At 72.3% G+C, this 19,338-nt stretch carries 16 protein-coding genes; 6 read left to right on the plus strand and 10 right to left on the minus strand.

Annotated elements, in window-relative coordinates:
• Positions 1 to 79: 79 nt before the first annotated feature.
• From ACIP93_RS04790 to ACIP93_RS04800, 3 genes are all read right to left on the minus strand, one after another.
• A complete protein-coding gene (locus ACIP93_RS04790) occupies positions 80 to 424 on the minus strand; it encodes an STAS domain-containing protein (protein ID WP_401755759.1) in 345 nt (114 codons plus the stop codon).
• Between the two features lie 172 nt (positions 425 to 596).
• Positions 597 to 1,418 carry an ANTAR domain-containing response regulator gene (locus ACIP93_RS04795; RefSeq protein WP_401755762.1) on the minus strand — a complete coding sequence of 274 codons (822 nt, stop codon included), beginning with the start codon at positions 1,416 to 1,418 and terminating at the stop codon, positions 597 to 599.
• A 163-nt stretch (positions 1,419 to 1,581) separates the two neighbouring features.
• The gene (locus ACIP93_RS04800; RefSeq protein ID WP_401755765.1) at positions 1,582 to 2,964 is read right to left on the minus strand and encodes a cation:dicarboxylate symporter family transporter; all 1,383 of its coding nucleotides are present in this window, start codon (positions 2,962 to 2,964) and stop codon (positions 1,582 to 1,584) included.
• Between the two features lie 195 nt (positions 2,965 to 3,159).
• On the opposite strand from ACIP93_RS04800, the gene ACIP93_RS04805 reads away from it, so the two are divergent.
• Positions 3,160 to 3,876 carry a helix-turn-helix domain-containing protein gene (locus ACIP93_RS04805; protein ID WP_401755768.1) on the plus strand — a complete coding sequence of 239 codons (717 nt, stop codon included), beginning with the start codon at positions 3,160 to 3,162 and terminating at the stop codon, positions 3,874 to 3,876.
• A gap of 334 nt (positions 3,877 to 4,210) precedes the next feature.
• On the opposite strand, the gene ACIP93_RS04810 is transcribed toward ACIP93_RS04805, so the two are convergent.
• Positions 4,211 to 5,236 (minus strand): ATP-dependent 6-phosphofructokinase, encoded by a 1,026-nt coding sequence (locus ACIP93_RS04810; RefSeq protein WP_345228333.1) that lies wholly within the window; start codon positions 5,234 to 5,236, stop codon positions 4,211 to 4,213.
• Between the two features lie 277 nt (positions 5,237 to 5,513).
• Between ACIP93_RS04810 and pta the strand changes: the two genes are divergently transcribed.
• From pta to pyk, 3 genes are all read left to right on the plus strand, one after another.
• The gene (pta, locus tag ACIP93_RS04815; RefSeq protein WP_401755772.1) at positions 5,514 to 7,592 is read left to right on the plus strand and encodes a phosphate acetyltransferase; all 2,079 of its coding nucleotides are present in this window, start codon (positions 5,514 to 5,516) and stop codon (positions 7,590 to 7,592) included.
• 181 nt (positions 7,593 to 7,773) lie between these two features.
• Positions 7,774 to 8,994: an acetate kinase gene (locus tag ACIP93_RS04820; protein WP_401755775.1), complete on the plus strand. Its 1,221-nt coding sequence runs from the start codon at positions 7,774 to 7,776 to the stop codon at positions 8,992 to 8,994.
• Between the two features lie 101 nt (positions 8,995 to 9,095).
• On the plus strand, positions 9,096 to 10,529 hold the full coding sequence (gene pyk, locus ACIP93_RS04825) for a pyruvate kinase (protein ID WP_401755778.1): 1,434 nt from the start codon (positions 9,096 to 9,098) through the stop codon (positions 10,527 to 10,529).
• 69 nt (positions 10,530 to 10,598) lie between these two features.
• On the opposite strand, the gene ACIP93_RS04830 is transcribed toward pyk, so the two are convergent.
• From ACIP93_RS04830 to ACIP93_RS04845, 4 genes are all read right to left on the minus strand, one after another.
• The gene (locus ACIP93_RS04830) at positions 10,599 to 12,155 is read right to left on the minus strand and encodes a hypothetical protein (RefSeq protein ID WP_401755781.1); all 1,557 of its coding nucleotides are present in this window, start codon (positions 12,153 to 12,155) and stop codon (positions 10,599 to 10,601) included.
• Positions 12,145 to 12,819 (minus strand): DUF6114 domain-containing protein, encoded by a 675-nt coding sequence (locus tag ACIP93_RS04835; RefSeq protein WP_401755784.1) that lies wholly within the window; start codon positions 12,817 to 12,819, stop codon positions 12,145 to 12,147. Before ACIP93_RS04835 ends, ACIP93_RS04830 begins: the two co-directional genes overlap by 11 nt.
• Before the next feature lie 141 nt (positions 12,820 to 12,960).
• The gene (locus ACIP93_RS04840; protein WP_345228339.1) at positions 12,961 to 13,596 is read right to left on the minus strand and encodes a DUF6230 family protein; all 636 of its coding nucleotides are present in this window, start codon (positions 13,594 to 13,596) and stop codon (positions 12,961 to 12,963) included.
• A 704-nt stretch (positions 13,597 to 14,300) separates the two neighbouring features.
• The gene (locus ACIP93_RS04845; protein ID WP_345228340.1) at positions 14,301 to 15,263 is read right to left on the minus strand and encodes a tetratricopeptide repeat protein; all 963 of its coding nucleotides are present in this window, start codon (positions 15,261 to 15,263) and stop codon (positions 14,301 to 14,303) included.
• Between the two features lie 273 nt (positions 15,264 to 15,536).
• Between ACIP93_RS04845 and ACIP93_RS04850 the strand changes: the two genes are divergently transcribed.
• Positions 15,537 to 16,235, plus strand: coding sequence for a TetR/AcrR family transcriptional regulator (locus ACIP93_RS04850; protein WP_345228341.1), 699 nt, complete (start codon positions 15,537 to 15,539; stop codon positions 16,233 to 16,235).
• Here ACIP93_RS04850 and ACIP93_RS04855 read toward each other — a convergent pair.
• Positions 16,223 to 17,263 (minus strand): GDP-mannose 4,6-dehydratase, encoded by a 1,041-nt coding sequence (locus ACIP93_RS04855; RefSeq protein WP_401755789.1) that lies wholly within the window; start codon positions 17,261 to 17,263, stop codon positions 16,223 to 16,225. The genes ACIP93_RS04850 and ACIP93_RS04855 overlap by 13 nt on opposite strands.
• Positions 17,260 to 18,426: a UDP-N-acetylglucosamine--N-acetylmuramyl-(pentapeptide) pyrophosphoryl-undecaprenol N-acetylglucosamine transferase gene (locus tag ACIP93_RS04860; protein WP_401755792.1), complete on the minus strand. Its 1,167-nt coding sequence runs from the start codon at positions 18,424 to 18,426 to the stop codon at positions 17,260 to 17,262. Before ACIP93_RS04860 ends, ACIP93_RS04855 begins: the two co-directional genes overlap by 4 nt.
• 64 nt (positions 18,427 to 18,490) lie before the next feature.
• Here ACIP93_RS04860 and ACIP93_RS04865 point away from each other — a divergent pair, with 64 nt between their 5' ends.
• Positions 18,491 to 19,171, plus strand: a complete 681-nt coding sequence (locus ACIP93_RS04865; protein WP_401755795.1) for a response regulator transcription factor — start codon at positions 18,491 to 18,493, stop codon at positions 19,169 to 19,171.
• Positions 19,172 to 19,338 lie beyond the last annotated feature (167 nt).

The raw sequence follows: 19,338 nt of genomic DNA on the forward strand, positions 1-19,338 counted from the left end.
AGAGAAACACCCCGGCTGTCAATGCGCCGGGGTGTTTCTTTTGGCCCGTCGGCCCGTGCGGTGCCCGCCGCGGCGCAGGTCAGCCGCCGCAGGGAAGCTCCGCGACCATGCGCAGGGGCTCGTCCAGCCGTACGTACCGCAGGATCCGAAGCAGCCGGGGCTCCGGGCAGTGCACCGCGAACTCGCCTCCCCGGCGGGTCACCTGCCCGCGCATCCGCAGCAGCAGGGAGAGGCCGCCGCAGTCCAGGAAGGTGACGCGGGTCAGGTCCACGACGACGCGGCGGGGGTGTCCGCGCAGGGCCCGGTCCGTGAGCGGGCCGACCCGCAGCCCCGCGTAGAGGTCCAGCTCTCCGCGGAGCGCGAGGACGAGCGCGTCGCCGGCACGGCGCACTTCCACGGCTTGTTCCACGAATGATTCGGGCATCTCTTCACCCCAGGTGCCTTGTTGAGCGATCGGTGGCGTCTGTCGGACTCACCGGGGTCTGGGATGGTCTCGAAGCAACGTACGCGTGCGGTACCCGAGAAGAATCGGTTACTCATCCACGTATGGCACTTCCGAGTGAAGCTGAGCTGCGGACATTGACTTTCGGTGCGCCTCAGCTACGTCGGACACCGTACGGCGAGAGCTGGAGCCTGCCCTCGATGACGTCGTGGGCGACCTCGCGCAGCTTGCGCCGACGGGCCCGCGCGTAGGAGCGCATCGGCTGGAAGGCCTCGTCCGGGCGCACCCCCCACCGGGCCGCGAGCATGCCCTTGGCCTGCTCGATGGCGACCCGGCTGGCCAGCGCGCCGCGCAGCTCGTCGGCCGAGCGGGACAACCGGGACAACTGCCGGGTCTGCACCAGGGACAGGACGGCGATGTCCGCCAGCCGCTGGGCCATGTCCAGTTCCTCACGGGCCGGCAGTCCGTCGCGGCCGTAGACCTGCCAGGTGCCGAGCCGTGTTTCCCGGAGCCGCAGGGGGAGCACGGCGACGCGGTCGATGCCGTGCGCCAGGGCGCGGGCGCAGAAGTCGGGCCAGCGGCCGGCGTGCGCCCGCAGATCGAGGTCGAGCAGCGGTTCGTCCCGGCAGGAGCCCTCGGCGCGGGGGCCGTCCTGGCAGCGGGCGGCGACGAGGTCCAGGAGCCCGGAGTCCCCGTCCGGCGCGACGGCGACGAGGTCCAGGAGCCCCGAGTCCCCGTCCGGCGCGACGGCCACGAGGTCCACAAGCCCCGGGTTCCCGTCCGGCGCGGCGGCGGCCCGCGGCGCGCCGCCCGCCTCGGCGAGCACGGCGCCCACCGCGGGAACGTGGAGCAGCTCGACGCCCATCCGGCAGAACTCCCGCAGGAAGACGCCCGCTTCGGGCTCCGGGCCCGGACCGGCCCGCATCAGCTCGGCCAGTCGGACGGACGCTTCCAGCCAGCGGTGCTCCCGGTTCATGTCCCTCACCTCGCCTCGCGACGACGTACTGACGAGGCCGCGCCTCCGGGGGGCGTGTACCCCGAAGGAGGCGCGGCATCGCGTGGTCGCCGGGCGGCCGGGCGCGCGGTGCCGGGCGCGCGCCCTCCCGCTTCCGTCGGTGGCTTCTCGCCGCGCGTCGCCGCTACTTGGTGAGGGACGGAGCGGTGCCGGCGGGGGCCGGCTCCGGGTCCGGGCCGTGGCCGTGCCCGTCGTCCAGCAGGGTCTGCTCGTCGAAGGGCAGCCGGCCGGCGAAGACCTCCGCCACCCGCTCCTTGTCGATCTCCTTGGTCCAGGTCCCGACCAGGACCGTCGCCACCGCGTTCCCCGCGAAGTTCGTCAGCGCCCGCGCCTCGCTCATGAAGCGGTCGATGCCGACGATCAGGCCGACCCCGTCGACCAGTTCGGGCCGGTGGGACTGGAGGCCGCCCGCCAGGGTGGCGAGTCCCGCGCCGGTCACTCCCGCCGCTCCCTTCGAGGCGATGATCATGAAGCCGAGCAGGGCGATCTGCTCCCCGACGGACAGCGGGTCCCCCAGCGCGTTCGCGATGAACAGCGATGCCATGGTGAGGTAGATGGCCGTGCCGTCGAGGTTGAAGGAGTAGCCCGTCGGGACGGTGATGCCGACGACCGGCCTGCTGACCCCCAGGTGTTCCATCTTCGCGATGAGCCGGGGCAGCGCCGTCTCCGAGGACGAGGTGGACAGGATCAGCAGGAACTCCCGGCCCAGGTACCCCAGCAGCCGGAAGATGTTCATCCCGGTGCAGAGCTTCAGGATCGCGCCGAGGACCACGAAGACGAACAGCACGCAGGTGATGTAGAAGGCGATCATGATGGTGGCGAGTGCGGCCAGCGCCTTGCCGCCCGTCTCGCCGACCACCGCCGCGATCGCCCCGAAGGCGCCCACCGGGGCCACCCACATCACCATCGCCAGGATGCGGAAGACGAGCCGCTGGATGTGCCCGATGCCCCGCAGCACCGGTTCGCCCGCCCGCCCCATCGCCTGCAGCGCGAAGCCCACGAGCAGCGCGACGAACAGGGTCTGGAGCACCGAGCCCTCGGTGAACGCCGACACCAGGGTCTTCGGGATGATGCCCAGCAGGAAGTCGGCCGTGCCCTCGTCGCCGCCCGCCGCCTGCTTCGCGCCCTCGCCCTTGTGCGCGTCGATGTCCAGGTCGGTGCCCGGGTGGATCAGGTTGCCGACCAGCAGGCCGATGCCGAGCGCGACCGTCGACATCACCATGAAGTAGCCGAGGGCGAGCCCGCCGACCGCTCCCACCTTGGCGGCCTTGCGCACCGAGCCGATGCCCAGCACGATCGTGCAGAAGATGATCGGCGAGATCAGCATCTTGATCAGGTTCACGAAGCCGGTGCCTATCGGCTTCAGGTCCTTGGCCACACCCGGGGCCAGGAAGCCGACCGTGATGCCGAGGGCGACCGCGACGATCACCGCCAGGTACAGGTAGTGCGACCTGTCCCGCCTCTTGGGCGCGGGCTGCTGCCCCGCTCCGGTCTCCGTTGCGGCCACGGGGCCCTCCTTCGTCCTCACCGGTCTTCGCCCACGTGGAAGTGGGTCCCGGCGACTATGCATCACCGCGCGCGCCGACACACCCTTGCGGTCGTTGAGTTCACAGTTCGACGAATGCGTACACACTGGACGTTCCTACGAGCCGTGACGTTGGCCGAACACACCGTAGCCATTTCCCCCCTTCCCCCATACCGTGTGCGCGTGCACCCCACCCCGCCGTCAGACGTCCCGCCCTCCGAGGCCCCTCCGTTCGACAGCGCGGCCGCCCGGCGGTTGCGCGAGGCCCTCGGGATGCTGCCCGGGCACGTCGCGTACGGGCTGCGCGCGCAGTACGGCATGGACGTGGGGCCGGATCTGGTCACCGCGTGGGAGCGGGGGCTGCGCGCGCCCGACAGCCGTGAAGTGAGCGCCCTGGCCGGGGTGTTGTGGTGCGACCCCGCCGAACTCCTCTACGCCGCGCGGACGTTGCGCGAGCACCGCACCGTGCGCGGCGTGGCCGTGCCGGACCTGGCCCGCCGGGTCGGGCTGAGCGTGGACGCGTACCAGCGGATGGAGGAGAGCGGGCGCTGGCGGGGCACCGAGCGGCAGTCCGCCGCGCTCGTCGCCGTGCTCGGCCTCTCCCCCGCCCAGTTCGTCACGGCCGCCGGACGCGACGCGGAGCTGGCGGAGCTGCTGCGCAGCGCGGTCACCACGCGCTGGCAGGCGTACGTCAAACCGCTGGCCAAACTGCTGCCGGTGGACCGCGGCACGATCGAGGCGGCCCTGCCGCGCCTGCACGCCGACTACCAGTCCCGGATGGTGGCGACCCTGGGCTGGGGCGGCGGGGTGGGCGACGCGGGGGACGGCATGGCGGGGCGGGAGTTCCTGGAGGGGATCGTGGGGCACTTCTGGGAGCGGGTCCAGCGGGTCTGACCGGCCGGGCCGAAGCGGAGGAGCCCGCCGCCGGCGTCGCCGGCGCAGGGGTACGGCTCCGTCGCCGCGACCGCCGCGAGGACCTCGGCCCTCGGCAGCCGGTGCGGACCGGTGGCTTCCGGCCCGTCGGAGGGGGCGGTGCGGCAGGGTCCGCCGGGGCCGTCGGGGGTGTCTCCCGCAGGGCCGCGGGACCCGAATCGGCCGTCGGGCGGGAGCCGCCCGGTGAGGCGGGTGCCGGGGACGCCGCATTCCCCGCGGGCACGCGGCGGCCCCCGCCGTCCACGGAGGAGACGACGGGGGCCGTTGTCGCGCCCGGCGGGCGGCCGGAGCGCGCCTAGAAGACCGACTCGGCCTCGTACATCCGGCTCTCGGGGACCGTCTTCAGCTCGGTGACGCCCTCGGCCAGCGGCACCATCCGGATGCTCGTGCCGCGCAGCGCGGTCATCTTGCCGAACTGCCCGGCGTGCGCCGCCTCCACCGCGTGCCAGCCGAAGCGGGTCGCCAGGACGCGGTCGTACGCGGTGGGCGTGCCGCCGCGCTGGACGTGGCCGAGGATGACCGGCCTGGCCTCCTTGCCGAGGCGGGCCTCCAGCTCGACGGCCAGCCGGGTGCCGATGCCGGTGAAGCGCTCGTGGCCGAACTGGTCGATGACGCCCTTCTCGTACGGCATGGTGCCCTCGGCGGGGCGCGCGCCCTCGGCGACGCAGATGACGGCGAACTTCTTGCCGCGCGCGAACCGCTCCTCGACCATCTTGACCAGCGAGTCGACCTCGAAGGGGCGCTCGGGCAGGCAGATGCCGTGGGCGCCGCCGGCCATGCCGGACTCCAGCGCGATCCAGCCCGCGTGGCGGCCCATGACCTCGACGACCATGACGCGCTGGTGCGACTCGGCGGTGGTCTTCAGACGGTCTATGGCCTCGGTCGCGACGCCGACGGCGGTGTCGAAGCCGAAGGTGCGGTCGGTGCCGTTGATGTCGTTGTCGATCGTCTTGGGAACGCCCACCACGGGCATTCCGGCGTCGGAGAGCATCCGGGCGGCGGTCAGGGTGCCCTCGCCGCCGATCGGGATGAGCGCGTCGATGCCGTACTTCGCGGTGAGCGCGGCGCAGTTCTCGGCGGCCTCGCGCAGCCGGTCGCGCTCCAGGCGGGCCGAGCCGAGGATGGTGCCGCCGCGCGGGAGGATGCCGCTGACCGCGTTGAGGTCCAGGGGACGGTAGTGGCCGTCGAGGAGACCCTTGAAACCGTCCTCGAACCCGATGACCTCGTCGTCGTGTCCGGCGACGGCACGGTGCACGACCGACCGGATCACTGCGTTCAACCCGGGACAGTCGCCGCCTGCGGTGAGAACTCCGATACGCATCGTGCTGTGTCTCCTGCTCTTGGTGGTACTTGTGAGCCAGGTTCCGATTGTTCCACGCCCGGAACAGGCGGCGCGCTTTCGGATACTCCGGTACAAGCGGGACAGGGGGCCTTTGTGCCCGGTTCGCGGGTACTTCTTCCGGCGGGCGCTCTATCCAGCCCCAAAGGTATTGTCAAGGGTGCAAGGCCACCCTAACCGCACAAAATAGGCAAAGTTACCTGTTTACCTGTCGGCAGCGCCGCGGCACCGCCGACCGACGACGAGACGGAGAGCACGCGTGACGCGCAGCGTGTACGTGACCGGCATCGACCGGGGGGACGGCCGCCAGGTCGTCGAGCTGGGAGTCATGGAACTCCTGACCCGCCAGGTGGACCGGGTGGGCGTCTTCCGCCCGCTGGTGCACGACGGCCCCGACCGGCTCTTCGACCTGCTCCGCGCCCGTTACCGGCTGTCCCAGGACCCGGCGACGGTGTACGGCATGGACTACCGCGAGGCGTCCGCGCTGCAGGCCGAGAAGGGCACCGACGAACTGGTCTCCCGGCTCGTGGACCGCTTCCACCGGGTGGCGCGCGGATACGAGGTCGTACTCGTCCTGGGCACGGACTTCGCCGACACCCAGCTCCCCGACGAGCTGGCGCTGAACGCGCGCCTGGCGAACGAGTTCGGGGCCTCGGTGATACCCGTGGTCGGCGGCCGCAAGCAGACCGCGGAGTCGGTGCGGGCCGAGGCGCGCAACGCCCACCGGGCCTACGAGGGCCTGGGCTGCGACGTCCTGGCGCTGGTCGTGAACCGGGTGGCCCCCGTGGACCGCGCCGGCATCGCCGAGCGGCTCAACGACAGCCGCCTGCCGGTGCCCGCGTACGTCCTGCCCGACGAGCCCGCGCTGGCCGCGCCGACGGTCGCGCAGATCACCCAGGCGCTCGGCGGAACGGTTCTGCTGGGCGACGACGCGGGTCTTGCCCGCGACGCCCTGGACTTCGTGTTCGGCGGCGCGATGCTGCCCAACTTCCTCAACGCGCTCACCCCCGGCTGCCTGGTGGTGGCCCCCGGCGACCGCTCCGACCTGGTGGTCGGCTCGCTGGCCGCGCACAGCGCCGGCACCCCGCCGATCGCGGGCGTGCTGCTGACGCTGGGCGAGCGGCCGGGCCCGGAGATCCTGACGCTGGCCTCGCGGCTGGCCCCCGGCACCCCGGTCGTCTCCGTCGACGGCGGGTCCTTCCCGACCGCGGGCGAGCTGTTCGCGCTGGAGGGCAAGCTGAACGCGGCGACCCCGCGCAAGGCGGAGACCGCGCTCGGCCTCTTCGAGCGGCACGTCGACACCGCCGAGCTGCTGGCCCGGGTCTCGGTGGCCCGCAGCGGCCGGGTCACCCCGATGATGTTCGAGCACGAGCTGCTCGAACAGGCCCGCGCCGACCGCCGCCGGGTGGTCCTGCCCGAGGGCACCGAGGAGCGCGTGCTGCGCGCCGCGGACGTCCTGCTGCGCCGGGACGTGTGCGACCTGACGCTGCTCGGCGACGTGGACGTGATCCGCAAGAAGGCCGCCGACCTGGGCATCGACCTGGCCGCCACCCAGCTCATCGACCCCGCCGCCTCCGAGCTCCGGCAGACCTTCGCCGAGCGGTACGCCGAGCTGCGCGCCCACAAGGGCGTCACCGTGGAGCTGGCGTACGACGTGGTCGCGGACGTGAACTACTTCGGCACGCTGATGGTCCAGGAGGGCCTGGCCGACGGCATGGTGTCCGGCTCGGTCCACTCCACGGCCGCCACCATCCGTCCGGCCTTCGAGATCATCAAGACCAAGCCGGACGCGAAGATCGTTTCCTCGGTCTTCTTCATGTGCCTCGCGGACAAGGTCCTGGTGTACGGGGACTGCGCCGTGAACCCGGACCCGAACGCGGTCCAGCTCGCCGACATCGCGATCCAGTCGGCGGGGACCGCCGCCCAGTTCGGCGTCGAGCCGCGCATGGCGATGCTGTCGTACTCCACCGGCACCTCGGGCGCGGGCGCGGACGTGGACAAGGTCCGCGAGGCGACGGAGCTGGTCCGCTCCTCGCGGCCGGACCTCAAGGTCGAGGGCCCGATCCAGTACGACGCGGCCGTCGAGCCCTCGGTCGCCGCGACCAAGCTCCCGGGCTCCGAGGTCGCGGGCCAGGCGAGCGTGCTGATCTTCCCCGACCTGAACACCGGCAACAACACCTACAAGGCGGTCCAGCGCTCGGCGGGCGCGGTCGCGGTCGGCCCGGTCCTCCAGGGCCTGCGCAAGCCGGTCAACGACCTCTCGCGCGGGGCCCTGGTCCAGGACATCGTCAACACGGTCGCCATCACCGCCGTCCAGGCCCAGGGGGAACCCTCCTAGCCCCGGGGCCCGGGCCCCCTCGGGCGGCGGGGCCGCCCCCGGGAACGGGACGGGCGGACAAGGGGGCGGCCCGCCCGATCCGGCGCCCGCCCCGCCCCGCCCGTCCCGCACCCCGAAGCACCGCCGAGCCGCCCCGTACCGCCGAACCCCCTACTCGTACCCGTACAAGAAGGCACCCTCAGTGACCCCCAGCACCCCCACCCGCATCCTGGTCCTCAACTCCGGTTCCTCCTCCGTCAAGTACCAGCTCCTCGACATGCGCGACCGGTCCCGCCTCGCCGTCGGCCTCGTCGAGAAGATCGGCGAGGACACCTCCGCCCTGGCGCACACCCCCCTCCTCGGCGAGCGGGCCGGCCGCAAGCGCACCCAGGAGACCCGGTTCGCCGACCACGACGAAGCGCTCCAGGCCGTCGCCCTGGAGCTCGCCGCCGACGGCATGGGCCTGGACTCGCCCGAGCTCGCCGCGATCGGCCACCGCGTGGTCCACGGCGGCCTGAAGTTCTCCGCCCCCACCGTGGTCACCGACGAGGTCATGACGGAGATCGAGCGCCTGGTCCCGGTCGCCCCGCTGCACAACCCCGCCAACATCACCGGCATCAGGACCGCCATGTCCCTGCGCCCCGACCTCCCCCAGGTCGCGGTCTTCGACACGGCCTTCCACACCACGATGCCGGAGTACGCGGCCCGGTACGCGATCGACGTCGAGACCGCCGACGCCCACCGCATCCGCCGCTACGGCTTCCACGGCACCTCGCACGCGTACGTCTCCCGCAAGACGGCGGCCCTGCTCGGCAAGGAGCCGTCCGAGGTCAACGTGATCGTCCTGCACCTCGGCAACGGAGCCTCCGCCTCCGCCGTCGCGGGCGGCCGCTGCGTGGACACCTCGATGGGCCTCACCCCGCTCGAAGGCCTCGTCATGGGCACCCGTTCCGGCGACCTCGACCCGGCGGTGATCTTCCACCTGGAGCGGGTGGCCGGAATGTCGACGGACGAAATCGACACGCTCCTCAACAAGAGGAGCGGGCTCGTCGGACTCTGCGGCGACAACGACATGCGGGAAATCCGCCGTCGTGTCGACGCGGGCGACAAGCAGGCCGAACTCGCCTTCGAGATCTACATCCACCGGCTGAAGAAGTACATCGGCGCGTACTGCGCCGTGCTCGGCAAGGTGGACGCGGTGGCCTTCACCGCGGGCGTCGGCGAGAACGCCGCTCCCGTGCGGGCGGCGGCCGTCGCGGGGCTGGAGGAGCTGGGCCTGGCGGTCGACGCGGACCTCAATTCCGTACGATCCGACGAACCGCGGCTGATTTCGCCGGAATACGCCCGGGTCGCCGTGGCCGTTGTACCGACCGACGAAGAACTGGAAATCGCGACCCAGGTGTACGACCTGGTCAGTGAGTAATCCGGAGCCGACAGGACAGCCCGTCTGAGCGCACCCGCGCCCATTTGTACATTCCACCAGACGGAATATTCCGCAGCGAAACAAACCGATAGGATCGTCTTATGCGCCGTTCCAAAATCGTCTGCACCCTTGGCCCCGCCGTCGACTCGCACGAGCAGCTCGTCGCTCTGATCGAAGCCGGCATGAGCGTGGCCCGATTCAACTTCAGCCACGGCACCCACGAGGAGCACCAGGGCCGGTACGACCGGGTCCGCAAGGCCGCCGCCGAGACCGGCCGCGCGGTGGGCGTGCTCGCCGACCTCCAGGGTCCGAAGATCCGTCTGGCGAAGTTCGCCGAAGGCCCCGTCGAGCTGGTGCGCGGTGACGAGTTCACCATCACCGCCGAGGACGTGCCGGGCGACAAGTCCATCTGCGGCACCACGTACAAGGGGCTGCCGGGCGACGTCCAGAAGGGCGACCCGATCCTCATCAACGACGGCAACGTCGAGCTGAAGGTCGTGTCGGTCGACGGCCCGCGGGTGAAGACGATCGTCATCGAGGGCGGCGTCATCTCCGACCACAAGGGCATCAACCTGCCCGGCGCGGCGGTCAACGTCCCGGCCCTGTCCGAGAAGGACGTGGAGGACCTCCGCTTCGCGCTGCGCATGGGCTGCGACCTGGTCGCGCTGTCCTTCGTCCGCGACGCCGACGACGTCAAGGACGTGCACAAGGTGATGGACGAGGAGGGCCGCCGGGTCCCCGTCATCGCCAAGGTGGAGAAGCCGCAGGCCGTGGAGCACATGGAGGGCGTCGTCGCGGCGTTCGACGGTGTGATGGTGGCGCGTGGCGACCTGGCCGTCGAGTACCCCCTCGAAAAGGTCCCGATGGTGCAGAAGCGCCTGGTGGAGCTGTGCCGCCGCAACGCCAAGCCGGTGATCGTCGCGACCCAGATGATGGAGTCGATGATCACCAACTCCCGCCCGACCCGCGCCGAGGCGTCCGACGTCGCCAACGCCATCCTGGACGGCGCGGACGCGGTCATGCTCTCCGCCGAGTCCTCGGTCGGCGCGTACCCGATCGAGACCGTCAAGACGATGTCGAAGATCGTCGTCGCCGCCGAGGAGGAGCTCCTCTCCAAGGGCCTCCAGCCCCTGGTCCCCGGCAAGAAGCCGCGCACCCAGGGCGGTTCGGTCGCCCGCGCGGCCGCCGAGATCGCGGACTTCCTGGACGGCAAGGCGCTGGTCGCCTTCACCCAGTCCGGCGACACGGCCCGCCGCCTCTCGCGCTACCGCGCGGCCCAGCCGATCCTGGCCTTCACCACCGACGAGGGCACCCGCAACCAGCTCGCGCTGAGCTGGGGCGTCGAGTCCTTCGTCGTTCCGCACGTGGACAACACGGACGCGATGGTCGACCTGGTCGACGCCGAGCTGCTGAAGCTCCAGCGCTACAACAACGGCGACACCATGATCATCACCGCCGGTTCGCCCCCCGGCATCCCCGGCACGACGAACATGGTCCGGGTCCACCACCTGGGCGGCGAAGAGGGCGCTGCCTGAGCCGCACCGCGCAGGCGGGGGCGGGCCCGGGGTTCCCTGTGAACCCCGGGCCCGCCCCTTTCGCCGCCCTCAGCCGGCGGCGTTGCCCGTACCCGGGCCGGTGTAGTAGTTGTGCAGGCCGGGGACGGTCAGGGTGCCGCCGAACTGGCCGGCCTGGGTGACCCTGACCTTGGTGAACATCGCGATCGGGACGTTCAGCGGGGGCGGGGTCCGCGGGCTGAAGGTCACCGGGATGAGGCCGAAGAGGTTGCCCTTCAGCTCCTCCGTGTACATCGTGACCGTGCCCTGGCGGAGGGTCGAGGTGGAGCCCTTGCGGGCCATGACGTGGCCGGTGGTGCCGTTCGGGCCGGCCGTCGTCTGGTGCAGGTCCTTGATGTCCGTTTCCTTGGCGGTGAACTTCAGGACCTTCTTGATCTTGCCGCTGGCGGTGCGCACCTCGACGACGCCCGCGTAGTCCAGGCCGCGCAGGGTCAGCATGGAGGTCTCCAGGACCCAGGGGTCGTCGGGGAGGGCCGGGATGCCCGGTTCCAGCTCGGCGTCGGCCAGGGCGTCCGGGTCGGCGGTCGGGCAGGGGAAGGGGATCAGGCCGTCTTCGTTCGGGACGAGGTCGGGCTCGCCGTCGCCGTCCTTGTCGAAGTCCTCGACCTCGATGCCCAGCTTCTCGGCGGCCGCCCTGATGGCCTTCGCGGTCTTGGCGGCGGTCGCTTCGGCCTTCTCCTCGGCGTCCTCGGCGGCCTTGTCGAGCTTCGCCTTCTCGGCCCGTTCCGCCTTGTCGGCCTTCGCCTTCTCGGCCTGCTCGGCGTCCTTGGCGTCCTTGGCGTCCTTGGTCTGTTCGGTCTCCTTGGCGGCCTTCTCGGCCCCGGATTCCTTGGTGTCCCCGGCGTCGCCCTTCGGGGTCGGCCTGCCGGCCTTACCGTCGGGCTCGGCGTTCTTGGCCGCGTCGGCGGCCGGGGCGTCCTTCTTCGCCGGGTCGGCGGCCGGAGGAGCGGGCTGCTCCTCCTTCTTCTTGCCGCCCAGGCCCTCGAAGAAGTCCTTGATGGCCGGGCCCACCCCGAGCGGGTCGAGGGGGTTCTTGCTCTCCGCCCCGGCGGGGGCCCCGGGGGTCTTCGCCTTCTCCGCGCCGCCCGCGGGCTGCTCCGCCGGGGGCTTCGCCGCGTCCGGAGCGGGGGTCTTGCCGGGCTTCGCCGTGCCGGGAACCGGGGTCCTGTCGGGCTTCGCGGCGTCGGGGCCGGCCTTGCCGGGGTTGATCTTGTCGGGCTCGGCCTTGTCGGGCTTGACCTTGTCGGGCTCGGCCTTGTCGGTGTCACCCTTGGCCGCGTCGTCCTTGCCCTTGGCCGCGTCCTTCTCCGCGTCCTTCTCGGCGTCCTTGCCCGCCGCGTCCGGCTGCGTCACGCACGGGCCGGGGGCGAACGGGTTGCCCGGCTCCTCGGCCGCCACCGCCAGCTTCGGCGTCAGCCCCATCCCGACGAACACCGCCGTGGGCATCGCCGCGAGGGCGAGCGCCTTGCCGGCCGGCATGTGGAACTTGGTCAGCAGCGACTTCTTGGGGGCCGCGTGACGCGGCCCGCTTCTGCCGCGGGACTGCGCTCCCCCGCCCGCGGTCGTCCGGGCCTCGTCACCCCGCACTGTTCCTCCTGCCATCGGCGTCGGTCGTGGTCGTGTCCGGCCCCGGCCCCGGGGACTTCATGAGGTTCGCCCTGGGCTGCGCCGCCTGCGCCGACTGCGCCGACTGCTCCGCCTGCTGCGGCGGCACCTGCGTCAGGGCCATCGTCTGCTCGGCGGGCGTCTCGGGACCGGCCGGCGGGCCCGCGTACGCACCGCCGGGGGCGTGGGCGGAAGCGGGGGCCCCCTCGGGCGGAGCCGGAACGCCCGCCCCCTTCGCCGGGGCCCACGCGATCGACAGCGCACCGCCGAGCAGCGCCAGCAGGAAACCGACGAGGAAGCCGCCGATGTTCGACACCGGTATGGAGACCAGGGCCAGCAGGATCGCGGCCACACCCGCGAAGATCCGCACGATGGAGTGGAACCACATCGTGAGGCCCAGCGTGACCAGCAGCACGCCGATGATCAGCGAGCCCGCGCCCGCCGTCGTCGCCATGGTGAGCGTGAGCGCGCCCATCTTGAGGTCGTTGTACGGGAAATACATGATCGGGATGCCACCGAGGATGGTGAAGAGTCCCGCCCAGAACGGCCGGGCGCCCCGCCAGGCGCGGAATCGCAGCCGCCAGTAGTGGACATCGCGGCTCTCGCCATCGCGGCTCCCGCTCGGAACCGAGGTCTCGGCGCTCATGAAAACAGCTCCCTGGAACCGGTGTTGCTGTGCAGAAGAGGAGAGAGGGGGAACGGGCGGAGCGCCCCGCACGCACCCGACGGCCGGTCGGCCGGCGGTCCGGTACGGCAGTTGTTCAGCACCCCGCCCGCGACGGGGTGCTTAGTAGCACTCCTTGACACCCTTGTGCAGGCGCAGGCTCAGCCCGTTGAGCTTGAAGGTGCCCGCCGAGGTCGCCCAGGCGCGCTGCTTCACGTTGGTCAGCACGGCCCGGTCGGCCTGCTGCGCGAAGCCGAAGGGGTTGGCCTCCGTGCCCTTCTGGATGCCGGGGCCCTTCTTGGCCTGACCGGCCGCGACACCGATGTCGATGTTCGAGAACTCGGCGTCGGCGTCGAGGTCGGCGACGTCCAGGTAGAGGTTCTCGGCCACGACGGGGTTCGCCGCGTCCGTGCCGGCCTTCAACATCAGGCTGACGCTGCCGAAGACCGGGACGTCGGGGGTGACGACCGACTGGCACATGTTCGAGATCGTGGCCTTCTTGAAGCCGGAGACCGCGACCGGGTGCAGCGTCGGGTTCCCCTTCAGGTCGTTGCCCTTGGCCAGCGACCCGTACTGGACGAAGCCCTCGCCGTCCAGCTTGTCGGTGGTGACCTTGAAGCTCTGGCCGGAGACGCTGAACGAAGCCGCCAGCGCACCCTGGGCCATGGCCACGCCTATCGCCGCGGTCGCGGCGACGCTCGGCACCATGACGACCGCGAAGCGACGCCATCTGGTCCCACCGCGTACTGCTGAGCTCATGTACTTTCCTCCTTCTCGGACGTACATCTCCAGATCCGGGCCTCGATCGGGCCCGTCCCGGGATGGGAGAAGTGCTACGTCCTCGGAGTGCGGGCGCCCGCGTCATCAGGCGTGAACCACGGCGCAAGCCACGTCCGTGCCGTCCGAAATCACCGGCGATCACCCCCGAGCGACAACCACTTGGCCACGCGTTCGCGCAACCTGCCGGACAGGCCCCGCCGCACGAGCGGAGACCCCCCTGTCCGGGGCCGGCACACTGCTGCCGGCCCACCCGGTGGGGACCCATCGGCCGTGCGGACCCGACTGGCTTGTCAGGGCGCGACCAATGGACCGAGCGTGGCCGATCGTGGTGCATTCACGGGCCGGGCACAAGGGGGTTCGTTACTCACTGGTAACGGCCGGATAACCGAAGCGCGGCCGGGTGGTCTCGCAGGGTCGCGGACGGCTGCGACCCGTGACACGGAAAAGCAGGCGAATGCCGCAACAAGTCGGACAGAAGGACGAGTTCGGCTTACTGCGAGTAACAGCTCCCGCGATGGCCAAGTTTTGGCAAAGCGGAGCCGTGATTTATCGACAAGGAGAGCTGAACGGGGTGCCGGTGCGCACAGCACCGACACCCCGTGAGACCGCTTTGAGCACTTCCGTACGAACCGCTTCCGCAGGGGGGACGCACTGCGTCCGCGGCGCGGGCGGAAGCGTTCCGGCTAGAACAGCACCCGCGCCAGCGCCGTCCGCGCCTTGCCGACCCGGGGGTCGTCCGCGCCGACGACCTCGAAGAGTTCCAGGAGGCGCACGCGCGCCGCGTCCCGGTCGTCCCCGGCCGTCACGCGCACGGTGTCCACGAGCCGCCCGAAGGCGTCCTCGATGTGGCCGCCGGCCAGGTCGAGTTCGGCGGCGGCGATCTGCGCCGGCACGTCGGCGGGGCGCTCCGCCGCGTCCTTGCGGGTCTGCTGCGGGTCCAACTGCGTGACCCGGCCGAGCAGTTCGGCCTGCGCGAGGCCGGCCTTGGCGTCCGGGTTCGCCGGGTCGTCGGCGAGCACGTTCTGGTACGCCCGGACCGCGCCCGCGAAGTCGTTCGCGTTCAGCGCGTCCATCGCCGCGTCCAGCAGGGCGTCGTACGGACCCGCCGGAGCCGGGGCGTCGACCGGTGCGGGGGCGTCGGCGACCTGGATGCCGGTGAGCCCGAAGCGCTCCTCGCCGACCTGGATCAACTGGTCCAGCGTGGCCCGGACCTGCTCCTCGGGCGCGACGCCCTGGAAGAGCGGCAGGGCCTGTCCCGCGACGACCGCGAAGACGGCCGGGACGCCCTGGACGGCGAACTGCTGGAGGAGCATCGGGGCGCTCTCGCCCTCGACCTTGGCGAGGACGAAGCGCCCCCGGTACTCGGCCGCGAGACCGGCGAGCTGCTGCACGAGCTGCTCGCTCTGCGCGGAACGGCGCGACCAGAAGGCCACGACGACCGGCACTTCGGAGGCGAGCTGGAGGACGGAGGTCTCGAAGCCGGCCTCGTCGACGTCGAAGACGAGGTTGTCGGCGGGCACGGCCGGTGCGCCGCCCTGCCGGGCGGCTTCGGCGCGGGCCTGCTCCGCCTTCTGCTTGGCCTCGTTGGCCGCTTTCACCGCGGCGAGGTCGACGACGCCGCTCATGGACATGTTCCTAGGCTGCATGCGTACATCCTCCCCCCTCGGCGGCCGGTTCAGAAAAGCGTCGCGGCGGTGCCGCGACGGGTGGTGCGTCTGGCGCCGGGTCCCCACCTGGCGCCGGTGGTTGTCGCTCGGCCCGCCCGCGGCACCGTGCCCGGTGCCGGAGGAGCTTTCGCTACAGGCCGTAGCGTAACTCGACACCCCGCCGGAGCGCCCCGTGATCTCCCTCACGATCATGCACCGGGCCACTGACAGGGCATGGACGCGCCGTACCTACTCACCGGTATGGTCGCGGGCATGTCCACCCCCGCCACCCCTGCCACCCCGGCGCAGCCCCGTCCCGGACGCCCCCGCAGTGCCGCCGCCGACGCGGCGATCCTGCGCGCGACGCGGGACGCGCTGGTGGAGCTGGGCTGGTCGAAGCTGACCATGGGCGACGTGGCACAGCGCGCCGGGGTCGCCAAGACGACGCTCTACCGGCGCTGGGCGCACAAGAACGAGCTGGTGGTGGACGCGGTCGCGGTGCTCTTCGACGAGCTGGAGCTGCCGGACCGGGGCAGCCTGCTGGAGGACGTGCAGGGGGTGGTCCTGCAGTTCGCGGCGCTCCTGGAACGCCCGGAGACCAAGACCGCGCTGATGGCGGTGGTCGCGGAGTCCACCCGGGACGCGGTCCTGCGGGAGCGGATCCGCTCGGCGATCGTGGACCGGCAGAAGCGCCTCGTGCTGCTGGGGCGGGAACGCGCGCAGGCCCGCGGCGAGCTGCCGTACGAGGAGTCCCCCGCGCAGGCCGCCCGCAACGCGGACCTGATCTTCGACGTGATCGCCGGGGCCGTCGTCCACCGGGCGCTGGTGAGCGCGGAGCCGGTGGACGCGACCTGGGCGCGCAATTTCACCGCCCTGCTGGTGGGCGGCCTCGGCGGCGTGCCGCCGTCGTCCCCGGCGCCGCCCGCCGCCCCGGAGGCGACGCCGCCCGCCCCGGAGGCTCAGACCTGGTAGCGGTCCGGCGCGAAGAGGTGCAGGTTCTCCGCGACCCACTCGCTGGTCCGCTTCAGCCCCTCCGCCAGGCTCGTCTCCGGCTCCCAGCCCGCCCATTCGCGGGCCCGGGTGTTGTCGGAGAGCAGCCGCTCGACCTCACTGCCCGACGGCCGCAGCCGTGCCGGGTCGACGACGACCTCGGCGTCCCGCCCGGACGCGGCGATCAGTGCCTCGGCCAGCTCGCCGATGGCGATCTCGCGTCCGGTGCCGAGGTTGACCGTCTGCCCGAGCGCCCGGTCGCAGCCGGCCATCGCCAGGAAGCCGCGCGCGGTGTCGGTGACGTAGGTGAAGTCGCGCGTCGGGGTGAGCGAGCCGAGCTTGATCTGCCGTGCGCCGGAGTGGAGCTGGGCCAGGACGGCCGGGATGACGGCGCGCGCCGACTGCCGCGGGCCGTACGTGTTGAAGGGCCGCACCACCGTCACCGGCAGCTCGAAGGCGTGGTGGAAGCTGAGCGCCGTCATGTCGGCGCCGATCTTGGACGCGGAGTACGGCGACTGCGGCTGGAGCGGGTGGGCCTCGCTGATCGGCACGGTCAGGGCGGTCCCGTACACCTCGCTCGTGGAGGTGTGGACGAGACGGCGCACGCTGTGCCGGCGGCAGGCCTCGGCGATGTTCTCCGTGCCGACCACGTTCGTCTGGACGTACGCGCCGGGCGAGGAGTAGCTGTACGGGATGCCGATGAGCGCGGCGAGGTGGAAGACGGTGTCCGTGCCCGCCACGGCGTCGGACACCCGGCCCGCGTCCCGTACGTCTCCGGTGAACATCTCGACCCGGCCGCCCGCCAGGTGGTGCTTGAGGAAGCCCTTCTCGGCGTACGGCTTGTAGTGCACGAAGGCGCAGACGTCGGCGCCCAGCTCCACCAGCAGGTCCACGAGCGTGGAGCCGATGAAGCCCTCGGCGCCGGTGACGAGGACCCTGCGGCCGTTCCAGTCGACGCGGTTGCCGCGGTTGCCGTGGTTTCCGTGGTTGCCGTGCTCGCTGAGGGTCATCGGGTGAACTCCATTGCGTCGTGGGTGGGGTGGGGAAGGCCGGACAGCCGCAGGACCTGCGCGGCCAGCAGGTCGGCGGCCCGCGCGTGGGTGCTGGGCCCGGCGGCCCGTGACATCGCGGCCAGCCGCGCGGGGTCGGCGAGCAGCGGTCCGAGGAGTGCGGCGAGGCGCTCGGCCGTCGCCTCCCCGTCCGGTACGAGATGGGCCGCGCCGGCGTCGGACAGCACCCGGGCGTTGTGCGTCTGGTGGTCGCCGGGGGCGTGCGGATAGGGCACGAGCACGGCGGGGACGCCGACGGTCTCCAGCTCGGCGACGGTCGCCGATCCGGCCCGGCAGACCACGAGGTCGGCGGCGGCGTACGCGAGGTCCATCCGGTCCAGGTAGGGCACGGCCGTGGCGACGGGGTTGTCCCCGATCCGGGCCCGGGTCTCCTCCAGCCGGGCCGGGCCGGTCTTGATCAGCAGGTGTACGTCCTCGCGCCCGCGCCAGCGTTCGGCGAGCCCGGTGGCCGCGTCGGTGAGCCGTACGGCGCCCAGGCTGCCCCCGTTGACGAGGACGAGCCGCGCCCCCGCCGGGACGCCCAGCGCGCGCCGGGCCCCGGCCCGCAGCCCCGTCCGGTCGAGGCGGGCCAGGGAGGCGGCGATCGGCATCCCGACCGTCATGGCGTTCTGCCCGCCCGCGAGGTGGGCGCGGCTGCGGTCGAAGGCGACGGTGACGTTGCCGGTCAGCCGGGCCGCGAACTGGTTGGCCCGCCCGGGAACGGCGTTCGACTCGTGGATGACGCTCGGCAGGCCGGCCAGTCTCGCCCCGACGATCACCGGAGCGCTGGGATAGCCGCCCATGCCGACGGCGACGTGCGCCCCCTGCTCCCTGAGGACCGCCCGGGCCTGCGCGCCCGACTTCAGCAGGGCCGCGGGCAGCAGGAATCTCTTCGCCCCGAGGGCGGGGTCGAACGGAATCATGTCGACGGTGTGCAGCCGGTACCCGGCGCCCGGTATCAGGTCCGTCTCCAGTCCCCGGGTCGTCCCGACGAAGGAGACGACGGCGTCGGGCACGGCCCGGCGCAGGGCTTCGGCGAGGGCGAGCCCCGGGTAGATGTGCCCCCCGGTGCCGCCCGCCCCGATCACGACGGACAGGGGTCCGGCTGAGAGTGGTGTGCGCATGGCCGCCACACTCACGAAGATCCTTAAGAAGGTTCTAAGAGTCCGCTTTGGCAGTATTCAGCCCATGACGAAGATCCTGGTGGCCGACGACGAACCGGAAGTGCGGGCCGCCGTCGAGGACGGCCTGTCCATCGAGGGGTACGAGGTCAGGGGCGCGCCCGACGGGCTGGCGGCGCTCTCCGCCCTCGCCGCCTGGCAGCCGGACGCGCTCGTCCTGGACGTGATGATGCCGGTGCTGGACGGCCTCGGGGTCTGCCGCCGGCTGCGTGCGGCCGGCGACCGCACCCCGGTCCTGGTGCTCACCGCGCTGGACTCGGTGAGCGACCGGGTCGACGGGCTGGACGCGGGCGCGGACGACTACCTGGTGAAGCCCTTCGCCCTGGACGAGCTGGTCGCCCGGGTGCGCGCCCTGCTGCGCCGCGCCGCGCCGCTCCCCGAGGAGGACGGCTTCCTCACGTACGCGGACCTGGCCGTCGACCCGGCCACCCGCACCGGCCACCGCTCCGGCCGCCCGCTGGAGTTCAGCCGCACCGAGTTCGCCCTGCTGGAACTCCTGCTGCGGCACCCGGGCCAGGTGCTCCCCCGCGAGCTGATCCTCGAACTGGTGTGGGGCCGCGACTTCGGTCCCGACTCCAACTCCCTCGCGGTGTACGTGGGTTACCTGCGCCGCAAGCTGGAGGCGGCGGGCGAGGCCCGGCTGGTCCACACGGTGCACGGCGTCGGCTACCGCCTGGACGTGGCGTGACCGCGCACCGGGGCCGCCCCCGCAGACCCACGGCCGGCCTCCCGGGCACCGGCCCGCGCCCGGCCCCGGCGGCCGGTCGCACCGCCGACGCCCCGGCGCACCTCGGTGGCCGTCCGGCGCCGGGCCGTACGTCCGCCGTGCCTGCCGGCCGCAGCCTGCGTCCCCTC

The organism is Streptomyces sp. NPDC088745 (assembly GCF_044751045.1).
Lineage (GTDB): Bacteria > Actinomycetota > Actinomycetes > Streptomycetales > Streptomycetaceae > Streptomyces > Streptomyces cremeus.

Excerpts from the sequence above, each read along its gene's own strand:
- ACIP93_RS04860 (WP_401755792.1), bottom strand. The coding sequence starts at position 18,426 with ATGCGCACACCACTCTCAGCCGGACCCCTGTCCGTCGTGATCGGGGCG.
- ACIP93_RS04790 (WP_401755759.1), bottom strand. The coding sequence starts at position 424 with ATGCCCGAATCATTCGTGGAACAAGCCGTGGAAGTGCGCCGTGCCGGC.
- ACIP93_RS04840 (WP_345228339.1), bottom strand. The coding sequence starts at position 13,596 with ATGAGCTCAGCAGTACGCGGTGGGACCAGATGGCGTCGCTTCGCGGTC.
- ACIP93_RS04795 (WP_401755762.1), bottom strand. The coding sequence starts at position 1,418 with ATGAACCGGGAGCACCGCTGGCTGGAAGCGTCCGTCCGACTGGCCGAG.
- ACIP93_RS04835 (WP_401755784.1), bottom strand. The coding sequence starts at position 12,819 with ATGAGCGCCGAGACCTCGGTTCCGAGCGGGAGCCGCGATGGCGAGAGC.
- ACIP93_RS04865 (WP_401755795.1), top strand. The coding sequence starts at position 18,491 with ATGACGAAGATCCTGGTGGCCGACGACGAACCGGAAGTGCGGGCCGCC.
- ACIP93_RS04855 (WP_401755789.1), bottom strand. The coding sequence starts at position 17,263 with ATGACCCTCAGCGAGCACGGCAACCACGGAAACCACGGCAACCGCGGC.
- pyk (WP_401755778.1), top strand. The coding sequence starts at position 9,096 with ATGCGCCGTTCCAAAATCGTCTGCACCCTTGGCCCCGCCGTCGACTCG.
- ACIP93_RS04810 (WP_345228333.1), bottom strand. The coding sequence starts at position 5,236 with ATGCGTATCGGAGTTCTCACCGCAGGCGGCGACTGTCCCGGGTTGAAC.
- ACIP93_RS04850 (WP_345228341.1), top strand. The coding sequence starts at position 15,537 with ATGTCCACCCCCGCCACCCCTGCCACCCCGGCGCAGCCCCGTCCCGGA.
- ACIP93_RS04845 (WP_345228340.1), bottom strand. The coding sequence starts at position 15,263 with ATGCAGCCTAGGAACATGTCCATGAGCGGCGTCGTCGACCTCGCCGCG.